Raw genomic sequence first — 20,290 nt, forward strand, 5'->3', positions numbered from 1 at the left:
TCACCGCTGCTTGGCGAAGAACGCCTCGAGCGGCGCCGTGCACTCGTCGGCCAGCACTCCTCCGCGGACCTCGAGGCGGTGGGTCAGTCGCCGGTCGCGCACGACGTCCCACAGCGAGCCGACCGCCCCGGTCTTGGGCTCCCAGGCACCGAACACCAGCCGCCGGACCCGCGCCATCACCAGCGCTCCGGCGCACATCGTGCACGGTTCGATGGTCACGGCCAGCGTGGTGCCCTCCAGCCGCCACCCGTCGCCCAACGCCTTTGCCGCAGCCCGCATCGCCAGGATCTCCGCATGCGCGGTCGGATCACCGGTTTCCTCGCGGGCGTTGGCCGCCCGCGCCAATTCGGTTCCGTCGGCGGCGAGGATCACCGCGCCGATCGGGACGTCACGGGGTCCGGTGGTGGCCGCAGCCTCCAGTGCGGCCCGGACGAGGTCCTCGTCCGTCAACGGTCGAGGCGATCGAGCACCGCAGACAGTTCGTCGGCGAAGCCCATCTCGCGTGCGATACGCCCGAGCTGTTCGTCGGCGTACAGGTCCGATTCATCGAGGATTACTCCAAGCACCGCCTCGGGCAGGCCGATGTCGGAGAGCAGCCCGAGATCGCCCTCCTCGAACGGTTGCTCGGGGTCCAGATCGTCCTCGCTGATGTCATTGTCGAGCTTCTCGAGCACCTCTGCGGCGATGTCGTAATCGAGCGCCGCGGTGGCATCCGAGAGCAACAATCGCGTTCCCGCCGGCGCGGGCCGCACGATCACGAAAAACTCGTCGTCGACATCGAGCAGCCCGAAAACCGCTCCTGCACTACGAATTTCACGCAGTTCGGTTTCGGCGGCGGACAGGCTGTTCAGCGCCGACGACCGCATCGCGGCACACCGCCATTTGCCGTCCTCCCGAACGACGGCCACGCCGAAGCCGTCCTCGCGGTCGGCAGTCTGCTTCTGCGCTGCGGGGCGCTGTGCTCCCATGGGGGCCAACGGTAGTCCCCGACCAGGGACTTGACCAGGAACCCGCAGTAAGGCAGACGCCGGTGCCTGCCAGAGATGTGCCAGGCTGATGGGGTGACGAACACACCTGTCTGTGTGGTGGGTCTCGGTCTCATCGGCGGCTCTGTGATGCGCGCCGCCTCGGCGGCAGGACGCGAGGTTTTCGGCTATAACCGCTCGCTCGAGGCGGTTACGGCCGCGACGGCCGACGGCTTCGACGCGACCGAGAACCTCGACGAGGCGTTGTCGCGGGCGGCTGACGCCAATGCCCTCATCGTGCTCGCCGTACCGGTGCCGGCGCTGTCGCAGATGTTGGGCCGCATCCGCGATTTGGCGCCTGAATGCCCCTTGACGGACGTCACCAGCGTGAAGTCGTGCGTCCTCGAGGAGGTCGGCTCCGTTGGCCTGCTGGATCGTTTCGTCGGCGGACATCCGATGGCGGGCACCGCGGAATCCGGTTGGACGGCCGGCGACGCCCGGCTGTTCGTGGGGGCGCCGTGGGTCGTCAGTGTCGACGATCACGTCGACCCCGGTGTCTGGACGCTGGTGATGGACCTGGCGCTGGAGTGCGGCGCCGTGGTGGTGCCCGCCCGATCCGAGGAGCACGACGCCGCCGCCGCGACGATTTCGCACTTGCCGCATCTGCTGGCGGAGGCGCTCGCGGCCACGGCGGGCGAGGTGCCGCTGGCCTTCGCGCTGGCCGCCGGTTCGTTCCGCGACGGGACCCGGGTGGCGGCGACCGCGCCGGACCTCGTCCGCGCCATGTGCGAGGCCAACGCCGACCAGGTGCTGCCGGTCCTGGACCGGACACTGGACCGGCTCAACATGGCCCGCGATGCGCTGGCGGAGGGGCGCCCGCTGACCGACCTCGTCGAGGCGGGTCACGCCGCCCGGGTGCGCTACGACAGCTTCGGCAGGCCCGAGATCGTGACCACCGTGATCGGTGCGGACAGGTGGCGGGAGGAACTCGCCGCAGCCGGCCGCGCGGGCGGGGTGATCAGATCCGCTCTGCCAGGCCCGGGTAGTCGAGGATGAAGCCTTCGGAGTCGACCGTGACCGTGGTCTCGGCAACCGGCGAGTGCAGCTTGATGCCGTCGGCCGCGCTGCTGTAACTGATCGTCGCCGCCTCGACCGTCAACTCAGGCAGCCTGACGTACACCACCGGCAGGGCCACGGACTCGCTTCGCTGATAGAGCCCCGTGCGCCGGATGGGCAATGCGTTGAAGAACGGGCTGAAGATCACGTCGACGTCCAGCGCGCCCCCATAGCCGCCGCGGCTCGTCTCCCCGGTGTGCTGCTGGATGAGCCACATGTTCTCCTCGTCGCGAGCGATGGACAGCTGGCGCTCCCGTTCGGCGAGGGTGACGGTCATTGAGAGGCGCTTCGTCGCGCCTGTTTCGTCGGTCACCAGGTCGTAGGACGCGGAGAACGCGGGATGCGACGAGGTGGCGGCGGCGACGATACGGCCGTAGGCCTTGATGCGGTTGCCGGAAAGCTGCACACGCACCGACTCCATCCGTGGCACGTCGTGCGCGCGCCAGGTCAGCGTCGCCGGGAAAGACCCCTGTTGCTCCGAGCGGACTACTTCACTCACTCATCTACCGTAATTGACGAAGACTGTCGCCCGACACCGGTTGCGCGTTTAGCCGGAGACCGCGACTCCAGCGCCACCTCGTCGCTGAGCAGCGGCTGCGGCATCCGGCGAAGCCGGCCCGAACCCGGCACCGACACCCACACCGAGAACGCCAGCGCAGCGTCGAGAATCAGCGCCAAAGCCGTCACCATCAATGCGCCCACCAGCGCCAGGTAGAACTCACGCACCTTGATGCCGTCGATCAGATAGCGCCCCAGGCCGCCGAGGCTGGCGTACGCCGCGACGGTCGCGGTGGCGACGATCTGCAGCGTCGCGGTCCGCAGACCACTGAGAATGAGCGGTAGGGCGTTGGGCGTCTCCACCCGCAGCAGGATCCGCTTCTCGGTCATCCCCATCGATCTGGCGGCATCCACCACACCCGGGTCGACATTGGCGATGCCCGAGTAGGTGCCCGCCAGCAGCGGCGGGATGCCCAGGAGCATCAGCGCGACGGTGGGCGGAATCAGCCCGAGCCCCCACAGCAGGACGCCCAGCAGCAGCACGCCGAGTGTCGGCAGCGCGCGCAGGGCGTTGACCCCGGTGACGACCAGGAAGGTGCCGCGACCGGTGTGCCCGATGAGCATGCCGAGCGGGACGGCGATGATCACCGAGAAGAGGACGGCGATGACGGTGTACTGCAGGTGCTCGAGGATGCGCGCGGTCAGCCCGGCAGGCCCACCCCAGTTCGCCGCGGTGAATATGAAGGACAACGCCTGCTGCAGGAAGTTCATCCGGTCACCGCCTTGACCCGGCTCGGGCGCGCGGACCGCGTCCAGGGTGTCAGCGCCTTGCCTGCCAGCATGATCAGTGTGTCGATGACGACGGCCAACACGAAGATCGCGATGATGCCCGCGACGATCTGATCGCTCTTGTTGGCCTGGTAGCCCTCGGTGAACCACGTACCGAGACCGCCGACACCGATCACTGAACCGACCGACACCATGGAGATGTTGGTGACGGCGACGACACGCAGGCTGGCGATGAGCACCGGAACAGCCAGCGGCAGTTCAACTTTCAGCATCCGAACCAGCGGCTTGTAACCGACGGCGGTGGCGGCGTCGAGCACCGCAGGGGACACCGCGTCCAACGCCTCGGGTACCGCACGCACCAGCAGTGCGACGGTATAGAGGGTCAGCGCGACGATGACGTTCGCCTCGTCGAGGATGCGCGTGGGAATGATCAGCGGCAGCACGACGAACAGCGCAAGAGACGGGATGGTGAAGATGATGCTGGCGGTCAGCGTCGTGATCCGTCGCAACGTCGTTGTTCGTTGGACGAGCGCACCGACCGGCACGGCGATGATCAACCCCAGCAGGATCGGAATCAGCGACAACCGCAGGTGGATCAGCGTCAGCGCCCACAGGTCGTCCAGGTGGGTGAACAGATAGCGCATCCGCTACCCCAGCTCCGGAATCCGGCGCTGCTCCTTGAGCGCATCGAGGACGTCATCGGCGCGCACACCACCGATCAGCTTCCCGTCGTCGTCGACCGCCACACCCAATCCACTCGGTGAGGACAGCGCCGCGTCTAGTGCCTGCCGCAACGTGTTGTCCGGACGGAAGAACGACCCGCCGCCGACGGTGCTGTCGTAGAGCTCCTTGCCCTTGCGGTGCAGTTCGACTCCCTCGGCGTTGATCCACGCGTAGGGCTTGCCCTCCTTGATGACCAGGGCCCACTCCCCCTGGTTCAGCGAAGCGCTATCGAGATCGTTTTCGGCGACGTGCTTGATGTCATGCAGCGGTAAACCCGTCGCGTGGAAGAACTGCAGTCCCCGATAGCCCCGGTCGGCGCCGACGAATGCCGAAACGTGTTCGTCGGCAGGGTTGGACAACACGAACGACGGATCGGCGTATTGCAGCAACACGCCGCCGCGGCCGAACACAGCCACCTTGTCGCCGAGCTTGACCGCCTCGTCGATATCGTGCGTGACGAACACGATCGTCTTCCGCAATTCGCTTTGCAGGCGCAGGATTTCGGTTTGCAGATCCTCGCGCACCACCGGGTCGACGGCACTGAACGGCTCGTCCATCAACAGGATCGGCGGATCTGCGGCCAAGGCCCTCGCGACGCCGACGCGCTGCTGTTGACCGCCCGACAGCTGCGCGGGATACCTGTTGGCGAGCTTGGGATCCAGACCGACGCGCTCCATCACTTCCAGCGCGGATTTGCGTGCGCTGCGCCGCGATTCGCCACGCAGCACCGGAACCGTGGCCACGTTGTCGACCACGCGAAGGTGCGGCATCAGCCCGGCGCTCTGGATGACGTAGCCGATGCCGAGCCGCAGCTGGACCGCGTCAACCTTGGTGACGTCCTTGCCGTCGACGGTCAGCGTGCCCGACGTCGGCTCGATCATCCGGTTGATCATCCGCATCGATGTGGTCTTGCCGCAGCCCGATGGGCCGACGAAGACAGTGAGCGTGCCCTCGGGAACCTCGAGCGTCAGGTCGTCGACCGCGACGGTGCCGTCGGGATACTTCTTGGTGACGTTCTCGAACGTGATCAACCGTGCCGTCTCCTCTTCGCGCAAGCGCTCATCGGCCAGGCCCCTGGACCGGTTGGTCGAAGCCGTTGTCCTTGATCCACTTGGCCGCCGCTTCGTCGGGGTCGATGCCCTGGTTGCCCTCCACCGAGGTGTTGAGTTCGATCAGCGCTTCGGTGGTGAGCTTGGCGCTCACCGCGTCGAGCACGGTCTTCAATTCGTTCGACATCTTCTGCGATGCGACCAGCGGAACGACGTTCGCCGCCAGAAACACGTTCTCGGGGTCTTCCAGAACCACGAGTTTGTTCTGCTCGATCGACGGTGAAGTGCTGAAGATGTTGGCCGCAGTGATGGCGTTGCTCGTCAGGGCCTTCACCGTCGCCGGACCACCTCCGTCACTGATCGAGACGAAGTTCGCGGGCGAGATCTCCAAACCGTATTTGTTCTTCAGACCCACCAGCCCGGTCACCCGGGTCTGAAACTCCGACGGTGCACCGACTTTCACCTCCGGCGAGTGCTTCGCGAGGTCGGCGACGGATTTGAGGTTCCACTTCTGCGCCGTCTCCTCGGTGACCGCGAGGGTGTCCTTGTCCTCCGCGGGTGACGGATACAGGATCGACAGGTCGCCCGGAAGCGCCTTGAGCAGTGCCAGCAGCACCGCATCGGGCGTGGTCGCGGTGGCCTCTTTATCGAAGTACTGCAGGAGGTTGCCGGTGTATTCCGGAATCAGATCGATGGAATGGTCTTGCACCGCAGGGATATAGGTTTCGCGGCTGCCGATCCCGAACTGACGGCGGATGGTGAAGCCGTTGGCCTCCAACGCCTGAGCGTAGATCTCGGCGATGATCTTGCTTTCGGTGAAGTCGGCCGAACCCACGGCAATGGACTTCAGGTCCCCCGATACCGCTCCGCCGCCGAGCGGATTGGAGCTACCGCACGCCGACGACAGCGATGCGATCAGTGCAAGTAGGGCGGCCAAAATCGCCAGATTCCAGCTCCGCGTGCTCGACATAGACACGATCCTTTCGGCGCACCGACTCTTCCGGACATTATCGACATGCACGCGTCAACGCCGCGCTTTAGCTCAGCGTGAGTACCCAGAGTGGTTTCATTCGACGCGGGAAAGGGCAAGATGGACTCATGACCAGCGTTCCGCCCGTGCCGCCCGATCTGCCGCCGCCACCATCGGCGTCCGGCAGGGGGGAACCACCGGATCCGGTCGCCACACCGGGCGAATATCTGGTCAAACCGGAATCGGCGGTGAAATTCACCCGCGCTGCAGCGCTGTGGTCGGCGTTGATCACCGGTTTCGTGATTCTGATCGTGCTGTTGGTGTTCATCATGCAGAACACCGAATCCACCAGCATCCACTTCTTCGGCTGGGAGTGGAATCTGCCTGTGGGCGTGGCGATCCTGTTGGCCGCGGTATGCGGAGGCCTGCTGACGGTTGCGGTCGGCACCGCCAGGATCGTTCAGTTGCGCCGCGCCGCCAAGCGCAACCTCAAGGCACAGCCCTACTGACTCAGGGCTTCAACGTCTCAAGACCCGCGCTGATCAGTGGGCCGACCGCCCCTGCCACCTCATCGGTGTCGTCGGCGACGCCGCCACCCTCGCGGCCCCGATAGGCGATGCCCGCGGAAATTATCGCCAGCTTGAAGTACGCCAGCGCCATGTAGAACTCCCAGTGGTCCAGCCCGACCTCTGCGGCCACGGAGTAGCGCTGCGCGAGTTCGTCGGCCGACGGGATCAGCGGTGACGACCACGCCGCGTCCGCGTGCACCAGATTGAACAACGGATGGCGGTACACGCACATCAGCGCGGCGTCGCTGATCGGATCGCCAAGGGTCGACATCTCCCAGTCCAGTACGGCGAGCACCTTGGTGGCGTCCTGCGCGTCGAGCATCGTGTTGTCGATCCGGTAGTCGCCGTGCACGATCGCGGTGCGGCTCTGCGACGGAATCGCTTCTGCCAGAGCCGAATGCAGGCGCTTGACGTCGGCATCGGACGGATCGTCCTCGGTCCGCACCAGATCCCACTGCCCGCCCCAGCGCCGGACCTGGCGTTCGAGATAGCCAGTGGGTTTGCCGAAGTCGCCCAGGCCCACCGCCTCGGGGTCGACCGCGTGCAGATCGGCGAGAACCTTGATCAGGGCGTCGACGCAGTCGTTGATCGCGTTCTTGTCGCCGAGCGCCTCGAGTTGCTTGGTGTGACGGACGACGCGGCCGTCGACGTACTCGACCATCTGGAACGGTGCGCCCAGCACTGAGTCGTCGTTGCGCATGGTGACGGCCCGGGCCACCGGCACCGGGGTGTCGTGCAGGGCGGCCACCACCCGGTATTCGCGCGCCATATCGTGTGCCGACGGGGTCAACCCGTGCAACGGGGGCCGGCGCAGCACCCATTTGGACGCGTCGTCGTACACCAGGAAGGTCAGGTTGGACCGGCCGCCCGAGATGAACTCGCCGCGCAGGTCGCCGGAGCGGGGGATGCCCGCAGAGCGCAGGTGCCGGTCCAGTGCGTCGAGGTCAAGCCCGTCCAGGCGTGTGGTCACTGGACTTGTCTACCACTGCTGGTTTCGTGGCAGCAGGTCCCATACGTGCTCGGTGGAGTTGACGCCCGCCACGAAGAACGCCTTCTGCCGCGACGACCAGAGCAGCCTCGTCACGCCGGCATAGTCGACCTGTACGCAGAGCAACCGCTGGGTTTTCATCACGGTGTGGACGAGGGCGTTGATGACGCCGCCGTGGCTGAACACCGCGACGGTGTCCTCGTGATCGGCGGCCGCGACGATGTCGTCGACGCCTTGAAGCACCCGCGTGATGAATGCGGGCTGGTCCACGCCGCTGGGGAGATCGCCGCTGGCGAGCCGCTTCATGTCCTCTTCGGAGATCTGCTCGACCGGGGTGTAGTGCGTGAGGTCGCGGTCGTATTCGGCGAGCCGGTCGTCGATGTCGACCGCGACCCCCCTGGCATCGGCGACGGGCTGCGCGGTCTGCCTGGCCCGGATCTGCGGACTGCTGACGATGCGGCTTATCGGAAAGCGCGCGAGCGCATCGGGCAGCCTCTTGGCCTGCTCGATGCCGTCCTCGGACAATTCGGGGTCCGAGCCCTGCCCTGGTTGGCTGCGGAGCGGCAACGCATGCCGGATGAGTAGCAATTGCACCGTGACACCATAAGTGCATGGGCTCCGACAAGGGTTTTGCGGCCGAACTGTTCGACCTCACCGACCGGGTGGTGCTGATCACCGGCGGCAGCCGGGGGTTAGGCCGGGAGATGGCCTTCGGCGCCGCACAATGCGGCGCCGACGTCGTCATCGCGAGCCGCAAGTACGACGCATGCGTGGCCACCGCGGAGGAGATCGCCGCCGCGACCGGCCGCGCCGCGCTGCCGTATGCGGTGCACGTCGGGCGCTGGGATGAGCTCGACGGGCTGGTCGACGCGGCATACGACCGCTTCGGCAAGGTCGATGTACTCGTCAACAACGCGGGCATGTCGCCGTTGTACGAGTCGCTGGGCACGGTGACCGAGAAGTTGTTCGATGCGGTCGTCAACCTGAACTTGAAAGGGCCGTTCCGGCTGTCGGCGTTGATCGCCGAGCGGATGGTGGCCGTCGGCGGCGGATCGATCATCAACGTCAGCTCGACGGGGTCACTGCGTCCCGGGCCGCACGAGCTGCCCTACGCAGCGGCCAAGGCCGGACTCAACGCATTGACCCAGGGGCTGGCACTCGCCTATGGCCCGACCGTGCGTGTCAACACGCTGATGCCCGGCCCGTTCCTCACCGACGTCAGCAAGGCCTGGGACATCGAGGCGACGACAGCCGGTGCGCAGCGGTTTGCGCTCAAGCGCCTTGGCCAGCCTGCCGAGATCGTCGGCGCCGCACTGTTTCTGATGTCGGACGCGTCGAGCTACACCAGCGGGTCGATCATCCGGGTCGACGGCGGCATTCCCTAAGTCGAAGAGCGCCGAACGTGGGTTACCCGCACGCATTTGGCCGAAAAGCGTGCACCAACTCCACACTCGGCTCAGGGAGTTACGGCGTGACGATGTTGAAGCCCGGGTCCGGCCGGTCGACCACCGCAAGCAGCGATGGCAACGCGTCGGCATCGCCGCTGATCTCCAGCCCGGGCGAATTCGCGTCACCCGCCGCGAACGCCAGCAGCCGCATCTTGTTCGCCAGTTTGACGGTGGCCTGTGCGCTCCCCGCGTCGGCAGGCACCTTGCGGTACACCAGCACTCCGTTGCGCAGCGTCAGCCGGTAGTTGGTCTCGACGTCGAGGAAGGTGATGTCGACGGCGACGTCGAGGTCCCACGCCCTCGGCCCATTCACGTTGATCGCGAAGGTGTCGAACATCTGCTCAGGTGTGAGTTGGCCCAGAAGCGACGGCGACGCGGTCTGGGTCGGAGTACCGAAGTTGCCCTCACGCAACTCCGTCGCACCGCCGAGGAAGAAGTTGCGCCACACCGCATTCTCGGCGCCGTAAGCCAACTGCTCGAGAGTGTCGGCGTAGAGTTCGCGCGCCGACTGGTGGTTCTGATCGGTGAAGATCGCGTGGTCGAGTAGCGTTGCTGCCCAACGGAAATCGCCATCGCTGAAGGCCTTGCGGGCAATCTCCACGACCGCGTCGATGCCACCCATCGCCTCGACATAGCGTGGCCCGATCGCCTCCGGCGGGTGCTGCCACAGCCGGCCCGGGTTGCCGTCGAACCAGCCCATGTAGCGCTGGTATACCGCCTTGACGTTGTGGCTGACCGAGCCGTAGTAGCCGTGCGTGTGCCAGGCCTTATGCAGTGCCGGCGGCATCTGGAAACCTTCGGCGATCTCGATTCCGGTGAATCCCTGGTTGAGCTGCCGCAACGTCTGGTCGTGCAGATACGCGTACAGATCGCGTTGCAGGGAAAGGAATTCGACGATCTGATCCGTGCCCCACGTGGGCCAGTGGTGAGAGGCGAACACGACGTCGGCGCGGTCGGAGAAAGTGTCGATGGCCTCGGTCAGGTAACCGGCCCAGCCGTGCGGATCACGAACCAGCGCGCCGCGCAGGGTCAGCAGGTTGTGCAGGTTGTGTGTGGCGTTCTCGGCCATGCACAGCGCGCGGAAAGCCGGGAAATAGAAGTGCATTTCGGCGGGCGCCTCGGTGCCCGGCGCCATCTGGAACTCTATCTCGACGCCGTCGATGGTGTGCTTCTCGCCGGTCTCGCAGATGTCGAGCGTCGGCACAATCAGCGCCACCTCACCGGAGGACCCGACCTGGCCCAGCCCACAACCGACCTGCCCCTGTGGTCCGCGTGCCAGCGCTGCCCCGTACATGTAGGCGGCGCGACGTGCCATCGCCGTTCCCGCGTAGACGTTCTCCTGCACAGCGTGATCGGTGAAGTGCTCGGGTGCGATGATCACCACCTTCCCGGCGTCGACGTCGGCTTGCGTCGTCACACCCAGCACACCGCCGAAGTGATCGACGTGGCTGTGGGTGTAGATAACCGCGACCACCGGCCGGTCACCGCGATGTGCACGGTACAGCGCGAGAGCGGCGGCCGCGGTCTCCGTGGAGATCAGCGGGTCGATGACGATGATGCCGGTGTCGCCCTCGATGAAGGTGATGTTCGACAGGTCGAGGCCGCGGACCTGGTAGATGCCCTCGACCACCTCGTAGAGGCCCTGCTTGGCGCACAGCTGGCTCTGCCGCCACAAGCTGGGATGCACAGTGCTCGGCGCATCGGCGTTCAGGAACGCGTAGACGTCGTTGTCCCACACCACTCTTCCGTCGGCGGCCTTGACGACGCACGGTTCGAGAGCGCCGATGAACCCGCGGTCGGCGTTGTCGAAGTCGGTGGTGTCGTCGAACGGCAGGTCGCCCGGGTGCTCGCGGTTCGCGGACTCTATGACGGCGGTGGGTGGCTTCTGATCCATGCCCGCCACGATATTCATCCGGATGTCCATGCGGATGGTGGTTCACTAACCCGATGGATGTTCGCCGAGTGGTAACCGGACACGACGAGTCAGGCAAGTCCGTGTTCGCCAGCGACGAGAAGGTCGCCGCCCTGCCTGTGACCGGGTTCCACAGACTGTGGGGCGGCGACGCCACGCCGCAGTTTCCCGACGACGGCAGCGTCCCCGACCATCACACCTACTTCCCGCCGATCGGCGGATTCCGTTTCGGGATGTTCGCGTTGCCTCCGGACGGCGCCGCCGCTTCCGGCACCGCGACGGGTCCCGTCGACTTCGAGAGCGAGGTCCCGGGTCTGCTCAGCTACATGGACATGTCCGATCCGGGAATGCACACCACCGACACCATCGACTTCGAAGTCGTCATGGAGGGCACCGTCGTGCTGGAGCTCGATGACGGCGCGGAGGTGGTGCTGGGTCCCGGAGACACCGTGGTGCAGAACGGCACTCGACACCGCTGGAGGAACGCGGGCGACACGACGGCGCGGCTTGCGGTCTTCATGTGCGGCGCGAACCACGCGAACGTGCCGCCTGCCTGATCACGAGTGGCGGGCGCGGTCCTCATAGTCGCGGCGCTCTGGCTTGTCGATGGCATCGGCGAAGATCCGGTCGGCATTCAGGGCGCGGGTCACCGCTTCGCTCAGGCGCAGCGGCAATCGCTTCGTGATCGCCATCATCACCGAGGCCTGGCGTGTGACGATCAAGCGTGGCTTCGGTCTCTCGATGAGGTTGATGATGCCCGCCGCGATGTCTTCAGGTTGAGCGTTGCGCATCCCCGGCATGCTGGTGACCCCGTCGATCATCGACGTGTTGGTCAGCGTCGGCAGCACGGAGGAGGCGTGCACCCCGGTGCCGCGTAGTTCCATCCGTGCGGTGTCGGTGTATCCGACGACGGCGTGCTTGGTCGCGCAGTAGGTCGCGATTCCCGGTACCCCGTTGAGTCCGGCGAGCGACGCGACGTTGATGATGTGGCCCCTGCCGCGCTTGACCATTCGCTGCGCCGCGACCTTTGTGCCGAGGATGACACCGGTGGTGTTGATCGCGATGGTGCGCTCGGTCACCTCGTCAGGTTCGTCGAGGAAGCGGCCGGTGGGGCAGATTCCGGCATTGTTCACCAGAACGTCGATAGGTCCCAGCTGACGTTCGACGTCGTCGAGGAACGTGGTGAACGACTGCCGGTCGGTCACATCCAGGCGTGCGTAGAACCCGAAGTCGAACTCGGCGCCGCTCTCCTTGACCGTCGCCTCGTCGACGTCACCGATGGCTACCTTGGCACCGAGACCGTGCGCCATTTTCGCGGTGGCGAGGCCGATACCTCGGGCTCCTCCGGTGATCGCGATGACTTTTCCGTTGACTGCGGACACTTGCGACATGGCTGACCTTCTCTCGCCGAGGTGCCTGCCTCCTATTGTTCGGCCAACCATCGTTCGCCGCGGCGTTTCGATGCCCGCGACAGCCACGCGTCCTGGATCAGCTCCGTGAGCTCGGTCTTACCGATCGACGATAACCGGCTGGCGCGCACCAGAACGGAGAGATGGCCGTCGAAGCGCTCCGTAGTGAAGAACGGCGACCTCGGATCCTGGATGAGCGCCAGCTTGTCGGCCTCGGACTCGACCCAGATCATGATGACGTCGGCGTAGCGCTCACCGGTCTCGGGATCCTCGGCATCGGGCTGCGGCGTTCGGAAGAACACGAAGGACTTGCCACCCACCTGATAGATCGCGTTGCCCTTGGGACCTTCGATACGGGTTACGTGTGGCATCGCGGCGGCGATCTCGTGCACGTCGGCGAGGCGGGCAGGCACCTCACGCATGGCGCTCCAGCCGGTGCAGGACGACGTCGGTCAGCGCGCCGTCGTGCACGGTGGCGGTCATGTAGGTGCAGAACGGCTGGCGTCGGCGGTCCGTCGGCGAGCCCGGGTTGAGCAGCCGCAGGCCGGTTTTCGCGCATGTGTCCCACGGGATGTGGCTGTGACCGAACACCAGGACGTCGGTGTCGGGGTATTCCCTGGCCATCCGCGCATCGCGGCCACCCGACGCGCCGGTCTCGTGCACGACCGTGAAGCGCACGCCCTCGAGCGTGACGTCGGCGCGTTCGGGAAGGCGGCGTCGCAATTCGGCACCGTCGTTGTTCCCCCAGCAGGCGACCAGCCTCGCGGCGCGCGCATCCAGCGTGTCGAGTAGCTCGGGTTCGACCCAGTCGCCTGCGTGCACGACCACGTCGGCCGCGGCGACTTCGTCCCACACCTGCGCGGGAAGGTCGCGGGCCCGCTTGGGTACGTGGGTATCGGCGATGAGCAGGAGCCGCACCGCCCCAATCTAGCGACCCGAGACGGGCTGCCATCCGGGCGGCGGGTCCTCACCGACTCGCCCGTCGACCGCCTCGCGGAGAAGATCCGCGTGGCCGGTATGGCGGCCGTACTCCTCGATCAGATCGCACAGCAGCCGGCGCAGGCTCGCATGGTTGCCGTCGCCGTCGGAGATGTGAGCGAGCTGCTCCAGGCCTCCGCGGGCCAGCGCCGCATCGAGCCGGCCGCGGGAGCGCGTCACGGCGTCCTCCCAGAGCGCATACAGAGTCTCCGGCGGATCGTCGGCCGCTGACGTGAACTCCCAGTCATCGGTTCCGTCCCAGGCCGACTCCCATGGCTCACCGACCGATTCACCGGTCAGCTTCTGGGTGAAGATGTAGTCCTCGTTGATGGCCAGGTGTTTGAGCAGACCGCCGAGGGTCAACGCCGACGCGCCGATGCGCGTCTGCAACGCGGCCGCGTCGAGATCGTCGGTCTTCCAGCGGAACGTCGTGCGCATCCGGTCGAGCGCACCGATCAGATGCTCGACCTCGGTGCCTGCCAGCGGCGGTTCCCACGGGGTGTCCGTCATACCGACACCGTAGGCGCCTACGTCGACTTGGGCGGCGCGAAAACCTCGATGACACCGTCGCTTTCGCGCACGGCAAGCTTGGGCAGCGGCGGCGGCGCCACCGGCAGCTGATGGGTGAGCGTGTCTCCCTCGAGCGAGAAGGACGTCGTGTGGCAGGGGCAGCGCAATCGGTTCTCGGGCGCGTCGAGCCACAGCCTGCAGCCCTGGTGCGTGCACACACCCGAGACCGCTTCGAGCTGCGCGTCTGCACGGTGCACGAAGCCGTTGACCGATCCGAGGTCGAACGCCAGCGCCGCGCCCTCGACCAGTTCATCGCTGGAGCCGACGGGCTGCCATGTCCCCTGGTTCGGATCGAGCTCGCCCTGGGCCGGCGGTGCGGCAGTCGTGACGCCATCCGGGGCCAGCACGTTGCGACCCACCACGATGCCGACCGCCGCCGATGCCGCCGCCACCGATCCGCCGATCACCACGTCGCGCCGCCGCGGTGCCCAGTGGGGATGGCTGACCGACGGCTGCTCGTCGGCCACCTCGCTCGACAGCCGGCGATGCAGGTCGGTCAGGAACTCCTCTCGCGGCGCATCGCTGCCCAGCCGCCCGGCCCGCAGGTCGATCGCCGCCTTCATCTGCTCGGCTTCGAAGTCGTCGGGACGTGCGCGTTCGGTGGCCCGGCCTCGTAGCAGGTTCTCCACGAATCGGCGGACCGTTCTATCGCTCACGACGTCGACTCCTCGTTGGTTTGAGCCGCCATTCGAAGAGCGCGGTGTTGCAGCACTTTGGCATTGGCAACGCTGACACCCATTTGATTCGCGGCCTCCCGAACCGAAGACGCCTGCAGGAAGCGCAGTTCCAGTATCCGGCGGTAGTTGTCCGGAAGCCGTGCAAGCAGCCTCCGTACGGTCTCGGTCGCATCGCTGCGCGACTGCTCCGGTTCCACCGCCTCGGGGACATCCTCGTCGATCACGGTGATCTGCCTGCCCATCCGGTCTTTCCAGTACGCGGCGAGCACCGTTCGCGCGGTCATGTGCAGGTACTTGCGCACCTCCGGGACGGTCGCCGACACCCGCATCGGCCGCAGCGCCGTCATGAACACTTCCGCGGTCAGGTCCTCGGCGTCCGGTTGATTGCCGACCTTGCGGTACATCTGCCGATATACCCAGGTGACGTTGTCGCGGTACACCGAGTCCCAGTCCGGATAAGCAGGGCCGGTCACCGGATGCAGCCCTCTCCTTGCGCGCGGTTGCACGCCATTCTCGATGGGTATCACACGCCGCCGTCCGAGAATCAACCTTGAGGAATGCTGTGGATGTGACTAGGCCGCCGCGACCGGTTCGCGCGCGGCACGGTCGCCGCGGGTGCGCATCGCGTCGACCGAGTACGCCCCAGCGCCGACGATGAGCAGGTACAGCGAACCGCACAGCATCGCCACCTCGAGCCGCGCCTCATGCAGGAAGTCCCAGATGCCGCTCTCCTTCGGATAGAGCGCGGCGTTTCCCCACAGCAGGGGGATCTTGGTGAGCAGAATCGCGCCGATCATGTCGGCGATCATCGGCAGGGTAGCGAGCCGGGTGGCGAGACCGACCAGGATCAGCAGCCCGCATCCGATCTCGAGGACGCCGTCCAGGTTGGCGAGGAGATCGCTGGCAGGCAGCCCGATCTTCGCGAAGCGACCCGGGCCGAGGGCGTCGGCCCGAACGAACTTCAGGACGCCTTCGATGACGAAGATCGCGCCCACATACAGGCGGATGAGCAGAATCGCGACGGAGGCGCGGTCGTTGGTGATCGAGTTGAGTGACATACCAGTAGATAGGCATGTGGGTTACACCGTGAGTGCGCCCGAAGGGATTCGAACCCCCAACCTTCTGATCCGTAGTCAGATGCTCTATCCGTTGAGCTACGGGCGCATGTGTTCAGTTGTTGGCGGAGGCGAGAGGATTTGAACCTCCGGTCCGCTTTAAGGCGGACAACTCATTAGCAGTGAGTCCCATTCGGCCGCTCTGGCACGCCTCCCGACGTTTACCGCCGATCCGACAGAGTACACAGCCCCGATAGTGCGAGGCAAAGCGCAGTTCCGCGCCCCATAAACTGGTCGGGTGACCGCCCGCCTGCGACCCGAAATTGCTGATCTGCCGGCCTATACACCGGGGAAAACGGTGCCGGGAGCGATCAAGATCGCAAGCAACGAGACCGTGCACGGGCCGCTGCCCGGCGTTCGGGCCGCTATTGAGAAGGCCACCGCCAACATCAACCGGTACCCCGACAACGGCTATGTGGAGCTCAAGCAACGCCTGGCGAAGCATGTCGACTTCTCCCCCGAGCACATCTCCGTCGGCTGCGGGTCGGTCAGTCTCTGTCAGCAGTTGATACAGATCACCTCCTCCGTCGGCGATGAGGTGCTCTTCGGCTGGCGCAGCTTCGAGATCTACCCGCTTCAGGTCCGCACTGCGGGTGCCACACCCGTGCAGGTTCCGCTGACCGATTACACCTTCGACCTCGACGCGATGCTGGCCGCGATCACCGACCGCACCCGACTGATCTTCGTGTGCAACCCGAACAATCCCACCAGCACCGTGGTCGACCCCGAGAAGCTGGCCCGGTTCGTCGAGGCGGTGCCCTCGCACATCCTGATCGCCGTCGACGAGGCGTACGTCGAATACATCCGCGACGGACTGCTGCCGGACAGCCTCGGACTGGTGCGCGCCCATCGCAATGTCGTTGTGCTGCGAACCTTTTCGAAGGCGTACGGGCTGGCCGGCCTGCGCATCGGCTACGCGGTCGCCGACCCCGACATCATCACCGCGCTCGGCAAGGTCTACATCCCGTTCACCGCGACCAGCGTCTCGCAGGCCGCGGCGATCGCATCGTTGGACGCCGCCGACGAACTGCTGGCCCGCACCGACGACGTCGTGGCCGAACGCGCCCGTGTGACCAAAGCCCTGCGCGACGCCGGCTACACCGTGCCGCCGTCTCAGGCGAATTTCGTCTGGCTCCCGCTGCCCGGGCGCGCTACGGAGTACGCCCGTGCCGCAGCCGACAACCGGATCATCGTGCGGCCCTACGGCGAGGATGGCGTTCGTGTCACGATCGCCGCGGAGCACGAAAACGACATGTTCCTGGAATTCGCGCGCAGCTGGATCTAGCCCGAACTGCGGCCGGTGTATGCCAGCAGCTTTTGCAGAGAGTCCGCGTCGCCGGGAGGCACGATCGGATCGTCGAAACCGGCCCTCTTGCGGCCCTCCGGGGTGATGACGGTGCGCGCCAAACCGATGACGTAGTCGGATAGCGAATCGGGGGCGTTGACCTGACGTCCGACGGCGGCCGCGTAATCCCAAGCGTGAACAAGGAATTCGAGCGACAGGATGCCCGCCATCACCTTGGCGGGCGCCTCGTTGTCCCCGAACGGCACCGTCCCGTCGAGGCCGCGCCGCTTCCAGGCGTCCAATGCGGGCCGCCCGGCCATGACGACCTGACGCTCCACCGAGTCGGTCGTGTCCCGCTCGGGAAACTCGGCTCGGCCGCTCCGCCGAGCACCGTGATCGAGTTCATCAGGTGGTCGGTGAGGCTCGCGACGTCGAATTCTCGGCATGGCGTTTGCTTGCCGAGGTCGTCGTCGGCGATTCCGTGCAGCACATGCCCCAGCACGGCGAAGGTGGCTTCGGCGCATTCGAGTTCGTCGGCCGGCGGTGAATCAGGTCCTGGGCGCAGGTCGTCGGGCATGCTGCCACGCTACGTCCCCCTTGCGCCTATCGTTGCGCAGATGAAGACGCACGTGTGGGTGGGGGCTACGGCGCTGATCGTGATGGGCCTGGCCACCGGGTGCCAGCAGACCACCGAGGGCTCTGTCGCCATGACAACCGAACCGGGTCCCGCGCTGACATCCGCGCCGACGGCGACGGCGCAGCCGACGATCCCCGGGTTGCCTGGCTTCGAGATTCCGGACATCCCGGGCCTACCGGGGCTGCCCGGCTCGGATGTTCCCGACGTGCCTGCACCACCGAATGCGACGACGATGACGTGCGAGGAGTACACCGGTCTTGACGAGGCCACTCAGAAGGCAGTCGTCCGAGCCATCCTCGGCGGGGAGGGCACCGACGAGTCGGGCGAGATGACGGCGATGCTCCTGGCAGGCGCCATGTGCCAGTTCATGCCCGAGCTCACGGTCAGCGAGGTGGTGTCGGGCTCCCCGCCGTGAGTCGTTAGCCTTCTGGCTCATGGGCGATCTGTATGAATCCGTCACCATCGACGTCAAGGATCACGTCGCGCAGGTGACGCTGGTCGGTCCGGGCAAGGGCAACGCGATGGGCCCGGCATTCTGGGCCGAGATGCCCGAGGTCTTCGCCACGCTCGACGCCGACCGCGATGTGCGGGCGATCGTACTGACCGGTGCGGGCAGGAACTTCAGTTACGGGCTCGACCTGCTCGCGATGGGCGGCACACTCTCGGAGGTGCTCGCCGACGGCGCGACAGCACGCCCGCGCACCGACTTCCACGCCACGATTCTGCGCATGCAGGGCGCCATGAACGCGGTAGCCGACTGCCGCACTCCGACCATCGCCTCGGTGCACGGCTGGTGCATCGGCGGCGGTGTGGATCTGATCTCGGCCGTCGACATCCGCTACGCCAGCGCCGACGCCAAGTTCTCCGTGCGCGAGGTAAAGCTCGCGATCGTCGCCGACGTGGGCAGCCTGGCGCGGCTCCCGTTGATTCTGTCCGACGGCCACCTGCGCGAGCTGGCGCTGACGGGCAAGGACATCGACGCGGCACGCGCCGAGCGGATCGGCTTGGTCAACGACGTGTTCGACGATGCCGAAGCCTCGCTGGCCGCCGCGCACGAGACTGCCGCCGAGATCGCCGCCAATCCACCACTGGTGGTCAATGGCGTCAAGGACGTGCTCGATCAGCAGCGCATCGCCAGGGTCTCGGAGAGCCTGCGTTATGTCGCCGCGTGGAATGCCGCGTTCCTGCCGTCCAAGGATCTCGGCGAGGGCCTGGCGGCGACGTTCGAGAAGCGGCCGCCGAGCTTCACCGGGGAATAGGGGTCCAGCCCAGCTCGGCCTTTGCCTTGGCGTTGGACAGCGGCAGCCACGTGGTGCCGAACGCCGTCGCCGGGTAGGACGCGATCATCCCCACCAGCCGGTGCGAGATCGGAAGCGGCCGCGGCCGGTTCAGCTTCGCCGACAGCTCGCGCACATAGTCGCCGAACGATTGCGGCCTGTCGTCGACGATGTTGTAGATCTGACCGCCGCGGCCGTTCGTGACGGCGTCAGCGGTGGCCTTCGCGACGTCGTGGATATGCACCCAGGATGCGATACCGTCGCCGGTCATGGCCGGCAGCGCCCACAACTTTGCCAGTCGCGTGAACAACTCGTCGTGAGGTACCTCAGGACCGTAGAAGATGCCGTAGCGCAACACGATTCCCTCGGTGTCACTGCTCTCACCCGAGGACAGCACCGTCCGCTCCATGCCCCGTAGCGCCGCGAGCATGTCCTCGCCACCCTTCGGCGGAGGCCCGGGATAGGGGTCGGTTTCGTCCACCCATTGCGGACCCGACGTCGGATATCCGTAGGCGAACACCACCGACTCGGCGACCACACGACGCACTCCGGCCCGCTGCGCGGCATGCACGAGGTTCGGCGCGCCGATGCTCCAGAGTTTCTTGGCGGGCTCGAAGTCCTTGGGGCGCTTGGGTCCCCACTTGGGCAGCGTCGTCAGCAGCGAGACGACCACCTCCGGCGCGGCGTCGGCGACGACTTTTCCGATCTCGTCTGCGTCGAAGACATCGGCCACTACCGGCTCGGCACCCGCCGATTCGATCTGCGGCGTCTTCGCCGGCGACCGGGTCACGCCGATCACCTCGTGCCCGCGGGAAGTCAATTCGCGCAGCAACGGAATCCCCGGCACGCTCGTCGCACCGCCCACCAGTACACGCATCAGCGACCGCCGCTCTGCGCGGCTTCGCTCTTCATGCTGGCGCGCAACGCAATTGCGAGGATCACCGTCGTCGCCACCAGGCCGCCCGCCTCGAGCCAGCCGATGAGGTCACCCGCCCCGTGGTGCGGGTCGATGATGTGACTGAGCGCGTGCAGCGCCCAGTGCAGCGTGGCGAAGGCCAACGCCGGCACCCGCCACGACACCCGGCGCACCGCGGCGAGCAACAACAGGCCCTGCGGGATTTCGAACGTCGCATTGTCGAAGATGTAGTGATCGTTGCGCACGCCGAACGTTCCGAGCGTGTCGAAGAACATCCCGGGCGCGAACAACATGAACAGGCCGATGCCCAGGGCGTACAACCCGAACACGATCAGCGTCACCTCGACGAGCCCGGTTCTCTTGGTGGTGGGAGTCGTCGCCATACCGTCACGCTAGTAC

26 protein-coding genes, 2 tRNA genes and 1 pseudogene are annotated in these 20,290 nt (G+C 66.4%); 7 read left to right on the forward strand and 22 right to left on the reverse strand.

The features are described 5' to 3' along the window. The gene (locus AB4Z42_RS19580; RefSeq protein WP_442010859.1) at nucleotides 1–450 is read right to left on the reverse strand and encodes a nucleoside deaminase; all 450 of its coding nucleotides are present in this window, start codon (nucleotides 448–450) and stop codon (nucleotides 1–3) included. Further along, complete coding sequence (locus AB4Z42_RS19585) at nucleotides 447–968, reverse strand: tRNA adenosine deaminase-associated protein (RefSeq protein WP_442010860.1); 522 nt, start codon at nucleotides 966–968, stop codon at nucleotides 447–449. Before AB4Z42_RS19585 ends, AB4Z42_RS19580 begins: the two co-directional genes overlap by 4 nt. 75 nt (nucleotides 969–1,043) lie before the next feature. Between AB4Z42_RS19585 and AB4Z42_RS19590 the strand changes: the two genes are divergently transcribed. Then, on the forward strand, nucleotides 1,044–2,021 hold the full coding sequence (locus AB4Z42_RS19590; protein WP_442010861.1) for a prephenate dehydrogenase: 978 nt from the start codon (nucleotides 1,044–1,046) through the stop codon (nucleotides 2,019–2,021). Here the strand turns inward: AB4Z42_RS19590 and AB4Z42_RS19595 are convergent. From AB4Z42_RS19595 to AB4Z42_RS19615, 5 genes are read right to left on the reverse strand one after another with little or no spacing between them, the layout of a single operon-like run. After that, nucleotides 1,984–2,580, reverse strand: a complete 597-nt coding sequence (locus tag AB4Z42_RS19595) for a putative glycolipid-binding domain-containing protein (RefSeq protein ID WP_442010862.1) — start codon at nucleotides 2,578–2,580, stop codon at nucleotides 1,984–1,986. The genes AB4Z42_RS19590 and AB4Z42_RS19595 overlap by 38 nt on opposite strands. Continuing rightward, nucleotides 2,577–3,350, reverse strand: a complete 774-nt coding sequence (locus AB4Z42_RS19600) for an ABC transporter permease (protein ID WP_442010863.1) — start codon at nucleotides 3,348–3,350, stop codon at nucleotides 2,577–2,579. The genes AB4Z42_RS19595 and AB4Z42_RS19600 overlap by 4 nt, the downstream gene beginning before the upstream one ends. Beyond that, a complete protein-coding gene (locus AB4Z42_RS19605; RefSeq protein ID WP_442010864.1) occupies nucleotides 3,347–4,012 on the reverse strand; it encodes an ABC transporter permease in 666 nt (221 codons plus the stop codon). Before AB4Z42_RS19605 ends, AB4Z42_RS19600 begins: the two co-directional genes overlap by 4 nt. A gap of 3 nt (nucleotides 4,013–4,015) precedes the next feature. Beyond that, nucleotides 4,016–5,122, reverse strand: a complete 1,107-nt coding sequence (locus AB4Z42_RS19610) for an ABC transporter ATP-binding protein (RefSeq protein ID WP_442010915.1) — start codon at nucleotides 5,120–5,122, stop codon at nucleotides 4,016–4,018. Between the two features lie 28 nt (nucleotides 5,123–5,150). After that, on the reverse strand, nucleotides 5,151–6,110 hold the full coding sequence (locus tag AB4Z42_RS19615) for an ABC transporter substrate-binding protein (protein WP_442010865.1): 960 nt from the start codon (nucleotides 6,108–6,110) through the stop codon (nucleotides 5,151–5,153). 128 nt (nucleotides 6,111–6,238) lie between these two features. On the opposite strand from AB4Z42_RS19615, the gene AB4Z42_RS19620 reads away from it, so the two are divergent. Beyond that, complete coding sequence (locus tag AB4Z42_RS19620) at nucleotides 6,239–6,619, forward strand: LapA family protein (RefSeq protein WP_442010866.1); 381 nt, start codon at nucleotides 6,239–6,241, stop codon at nucleotides 6,617–6,619. A gap of 1 nt (nucleotide 6,620) precedes the next feature. Here the strand turns inward: AB4Z42_RS19620 and AB4Z42_RS19625 are convergent, their stop codons facing one another. Together AB4Z42_RS19625 and AB4Z42_RS19630 are read right to left on the reverse strand one after the other, a co-directional pair. Further along, nucleotides 6,621–7,649, reverse strand: coding sequence for a phosphotransferase family protein (locus tag AB4Z42_RS19625; RefSeq protein ID WP_442010867.1), 1,029 nt, complete (start codon nucleotides 7,647–7,649; stop codon nucleotides 6,621–6,623). A gap of 9 nt (nucleotides 7,650–7,658) precedes the next feature. After that, complete coding sequence (locus tag AB4Z42_RS19630; protein ID WP_442010868.1) at nucleotides 7,659–8,261, reverse strand: histidine phosphatase family protein; 603 nt, start codon at nucleotides 8,259–8,261, stop codon at nucleotides 7,659–7,661. A 17-nt stretch (nucleotides 8,262–8,278) separates the two neighbouring features. On the opposite strand from AB4Z42_RS19630, the gene AB4Z42_RS19635 reads away from it, so the two are divergent. Beyond that, nucleotides 8,279–9,052, forward strand: a complete 774-nt coding sequence (locus AB4Z42_RS19635) for an SDR family NAD(P)-dependent oxidoreductase (protein WP_442010869.1) — start codon at nucleotides 8,279–8,281, stop codon at nucleotides 9,050–9,052. A gap of 79 nt (nucleotides 9,053–9,131) precedes the next feature. On the opposite strand, the gene AB4Z42_RS19640 is transcribed toward AB4Z42_RS19635, so the two are convergent. Continuing rightward, complete coding sequence (locus AB4Z42_RS19640; protein WP_442010870.1) at nucleotides 9,132–11,009, reverse strand: alkyl/aryl-sulfatase; 1,878 nt, start codon at nucleotides 11,007–11,009, stop codon at nucleotides 9,132–9,134. A 53-nt stretch (nucleotides 11,010–11,062) separates the two neighbouring features. Here AB4Z42_RS19640 and AB4Z42_RS19645 point away from each other — a divergent pair, with 53 nt between their 5' ends. Beyond that, complete coding sequence (locus AB4Z42_RS19645; RefSeq protein WP_442010871.1) at nucleotides 11,063–11,584, forward strand: cupin domain-containing protein; 522 nt, start codon at nucleotides 11,063–11,065, stop codon at nucleotides 11,582–11,584. Here the strand turns inward: AB4Z42_RS19645 and AB4Z42_RS19650 are convergent, their stop codons facing one another. From AB4Z42_RS19650 to AB4Z42_RS19690, 9 genes are all read right to left on the reverse strand, one after another. After that, nucleotides 11,585–12,418 carry an SDR family oxidoreductase gene (locus AB4Z42_RS19650; RefSeq protein ID WP_442010872.1) on the reverse strand — a complete coding sequence of 278 codons (834 nt, stop codon included), beginning with the start codon at nucleotides 12,416–12,418 and terminating at the stop codon, nucleotides 11,585–11,587. It abuts the gene before it with no gap. 32 nt (nucleotides 12,419–12,450) lie between these two features. After that, nucleotides 12,451–12,858 carry an MmcQ/YjbR family DNA-binding protein gene (locus AB4Z42_RS19655; RefSeq protein ID WP_442010873.1) on the reverse strand — a complete coding sequence of 136 codons (408 nt, stop codon included), beginning with the start codon at nucleotides 12,856–12,858 and terminating at the stop codon, nucleotides 12,451–12,453. Then, entirely contained in the window at nucleotides 12,851–13,354 is a 504-nt protein-coding gene (locus AB4Z42_RS19660) for a metallophosphoesterase family protein (RefSeq protein WP_442010874.1), read from the reverse strand. Before AB4Z42_RS19660 ends, AB4Z42_RS19655 begins: the two co-directional genes overlap by 8 nt. Before the next feature lie 9 nt (nucleotides 13,355–13,363). Beyond that, the gene (locus tag AB4Z42_RS19665; protein ID WP_442010875.1) at nucleotides 13,364–13,924 is read right to left on the reverse strand and encodes a mycothiol transferase; all 561 of its coding nucleotides are present in this window, start codon (nucleotides 13,922–13,924) and stop codon (nucleotides 13,364–13,366) included. 17 nt (nucleotides 13,925–13,941) lie between these two features. Further along, a complete protein-coding gene (locus AB4Z42_RS19670) occupies nucleotides 13,942–14,640 on the reverse strand; it encodes a Rieske (2Fe-2S) protein (RefSeq protein ID WP_442010876.1) in 699 nt (232 codons plus the stop codon). Then, nucleotides 14,637–15,167, reverse strand: coding sequence for an RNA polymerase sigma factor (locus AB4Z42_RS19675; protein ID WP_442010877.1), 531 nt, complete (start codon nucleotides 15,165–15,167; stop codon nucleotides 14,637–14,639). The genes AB4Z42_RS19670 and AB4Z42_RS19675 overlap by 4 nt, the downstream gene beginning before the upstream one ends. A gap of 66 nt (nucleotides 15,168–15,233) precedes the next feature. After that, nucleotides 15,234–15,719 (reverse strand): DoxX family protein, encoded by a 486-nt coding sequence (locus AB4Z42_RS19680; RefSeq protein WP_442010878.1) that lies wholly within the window; start codon nucleotides 15,717–15,719, stop codon nucleotides 15,234–15,236. Nucleotides 15,720–15,752: 33 nt separating this feature from the next. Beyond that, nucleotides 15,753–15,825 (reverse strand) — tRNA-Arg (locus tag AB4Z42_RS19685). 14 nt (nucleotides 15,826–15,839) lie between these two features. Then, nucleotides 15,840–15,931: transfer RNA gene (locus AB4Z42_RS19690), tRNA-Ser, on the reverse strand. 83 nt (nucleotides 15,932–16,014) lie between these two features. Between AB4Z42_RS19690 and hisC the strand changes: the two genes are divergently transcribed. Continuing rightward, complete coding sequence (gene hisC, locus AB4Z42_RS19695; RefSeq protein ID WP_442010879.1) at nucleotides 16,015–17,061, forward strand: histidinol-phosphate transaminase; 1,047 nt, start codon at nucleotides 16,015–16,017, stop codon at nucleotides 17,059–17,061. On the opposite strand, the pseudogene AB4Z42_RS19700 reads toward hisC, so the two are convergent. Further along, a pseudogene (locus tag AB4Z42_RS19700) lies at nucleotides 17,058–17,638 on the reverse strand (TIGR03086 family metal-binding protein). The gene hisC and the pseudogene AB4Z42_RS19700 overlap by 4 nt on opposite strands. A gap of 40 nt (nucleotides 17,639–17,678) precedes the next feature. Here AB4Z42_RS19700 and AB4Z42_RS19705 point away from each other — a divergent pair. Both AB4Z42_RS19705 and AB4Z42_RS19710 read left to right on the forward strand, forming a co-directional pair. Beyond that, nucleotides 17,679–18,113, forward strand: coding sequence for a hypothetical protein (locus AB4Z42_RS19705; RefSeq protein ID WP_442010880.1), 435 nt, complete (start codon nucleotides 17,679–17,681; stop codon nucleotides 18,111–18,113). A gap of 19 nt (nucleotides 18,114–18,132) precedes the next feature. After that, nucleotides 18,133–18,957, forward strand: coding sequence for a crotonase/enoyl-CoA hydratase family protein (locus tag AB4Z42_RS19710; RefSeq protein ID WP_442010881.1), 825 nt, complete (start codon nucleotides 18,133–18,135; stop codon nucleotides 18,955–18,957). Here AB4Z42_RS19710 and AB4Z42_RS19715 read toward each other — a convergent pair. Together AB4Z42_RS19715 and AB4Z42_RS19720 are read right to left on the reverse strand one after the other, a co-directional pair. Then, complete coding sequence (locus AB4Z42_RS19715) at nucleotides 18,944–19,852, reverse strand: NAD-dependent epimerase/dehydratase family protein (RefSeq protein ID WP_442010882.1); 909 nt, start codon at nucleotides 19,850–19,852, stop codon at nucleotides 18,944–18,946. The genes AB4Z42_RS19710 and AB4Z42_RS19715 overlap by 14 nt on opposite strands. Beyond that, complete coding sequence (locus AB4Z42_RS19720; RefSeq protein WP_442010883.1) at nucleotides 19,852–20,274, reverse strand: hypothetical protein; 423 nt, start codon at nucleotides 20,272–20,274, stop codon at nucleotides 19,852–19,854. Before AB4Z42_RS19720 ends, AB4Z42_RS19715 begins: the two co-directional genes overlap by 1 nt. Nucleotides 20,275–20,290: the final 16 nt, after the last annotated feature.

It is taken from the genome of Mycobacterium sp. 2YAF39 (assembly GCF_052114565.1).
Classification (GTDB): Bacteria; Actinomycetota; Actinomycetes; order Mycobacteriales; family Mycobacteriaceae; genus Mycobacterium.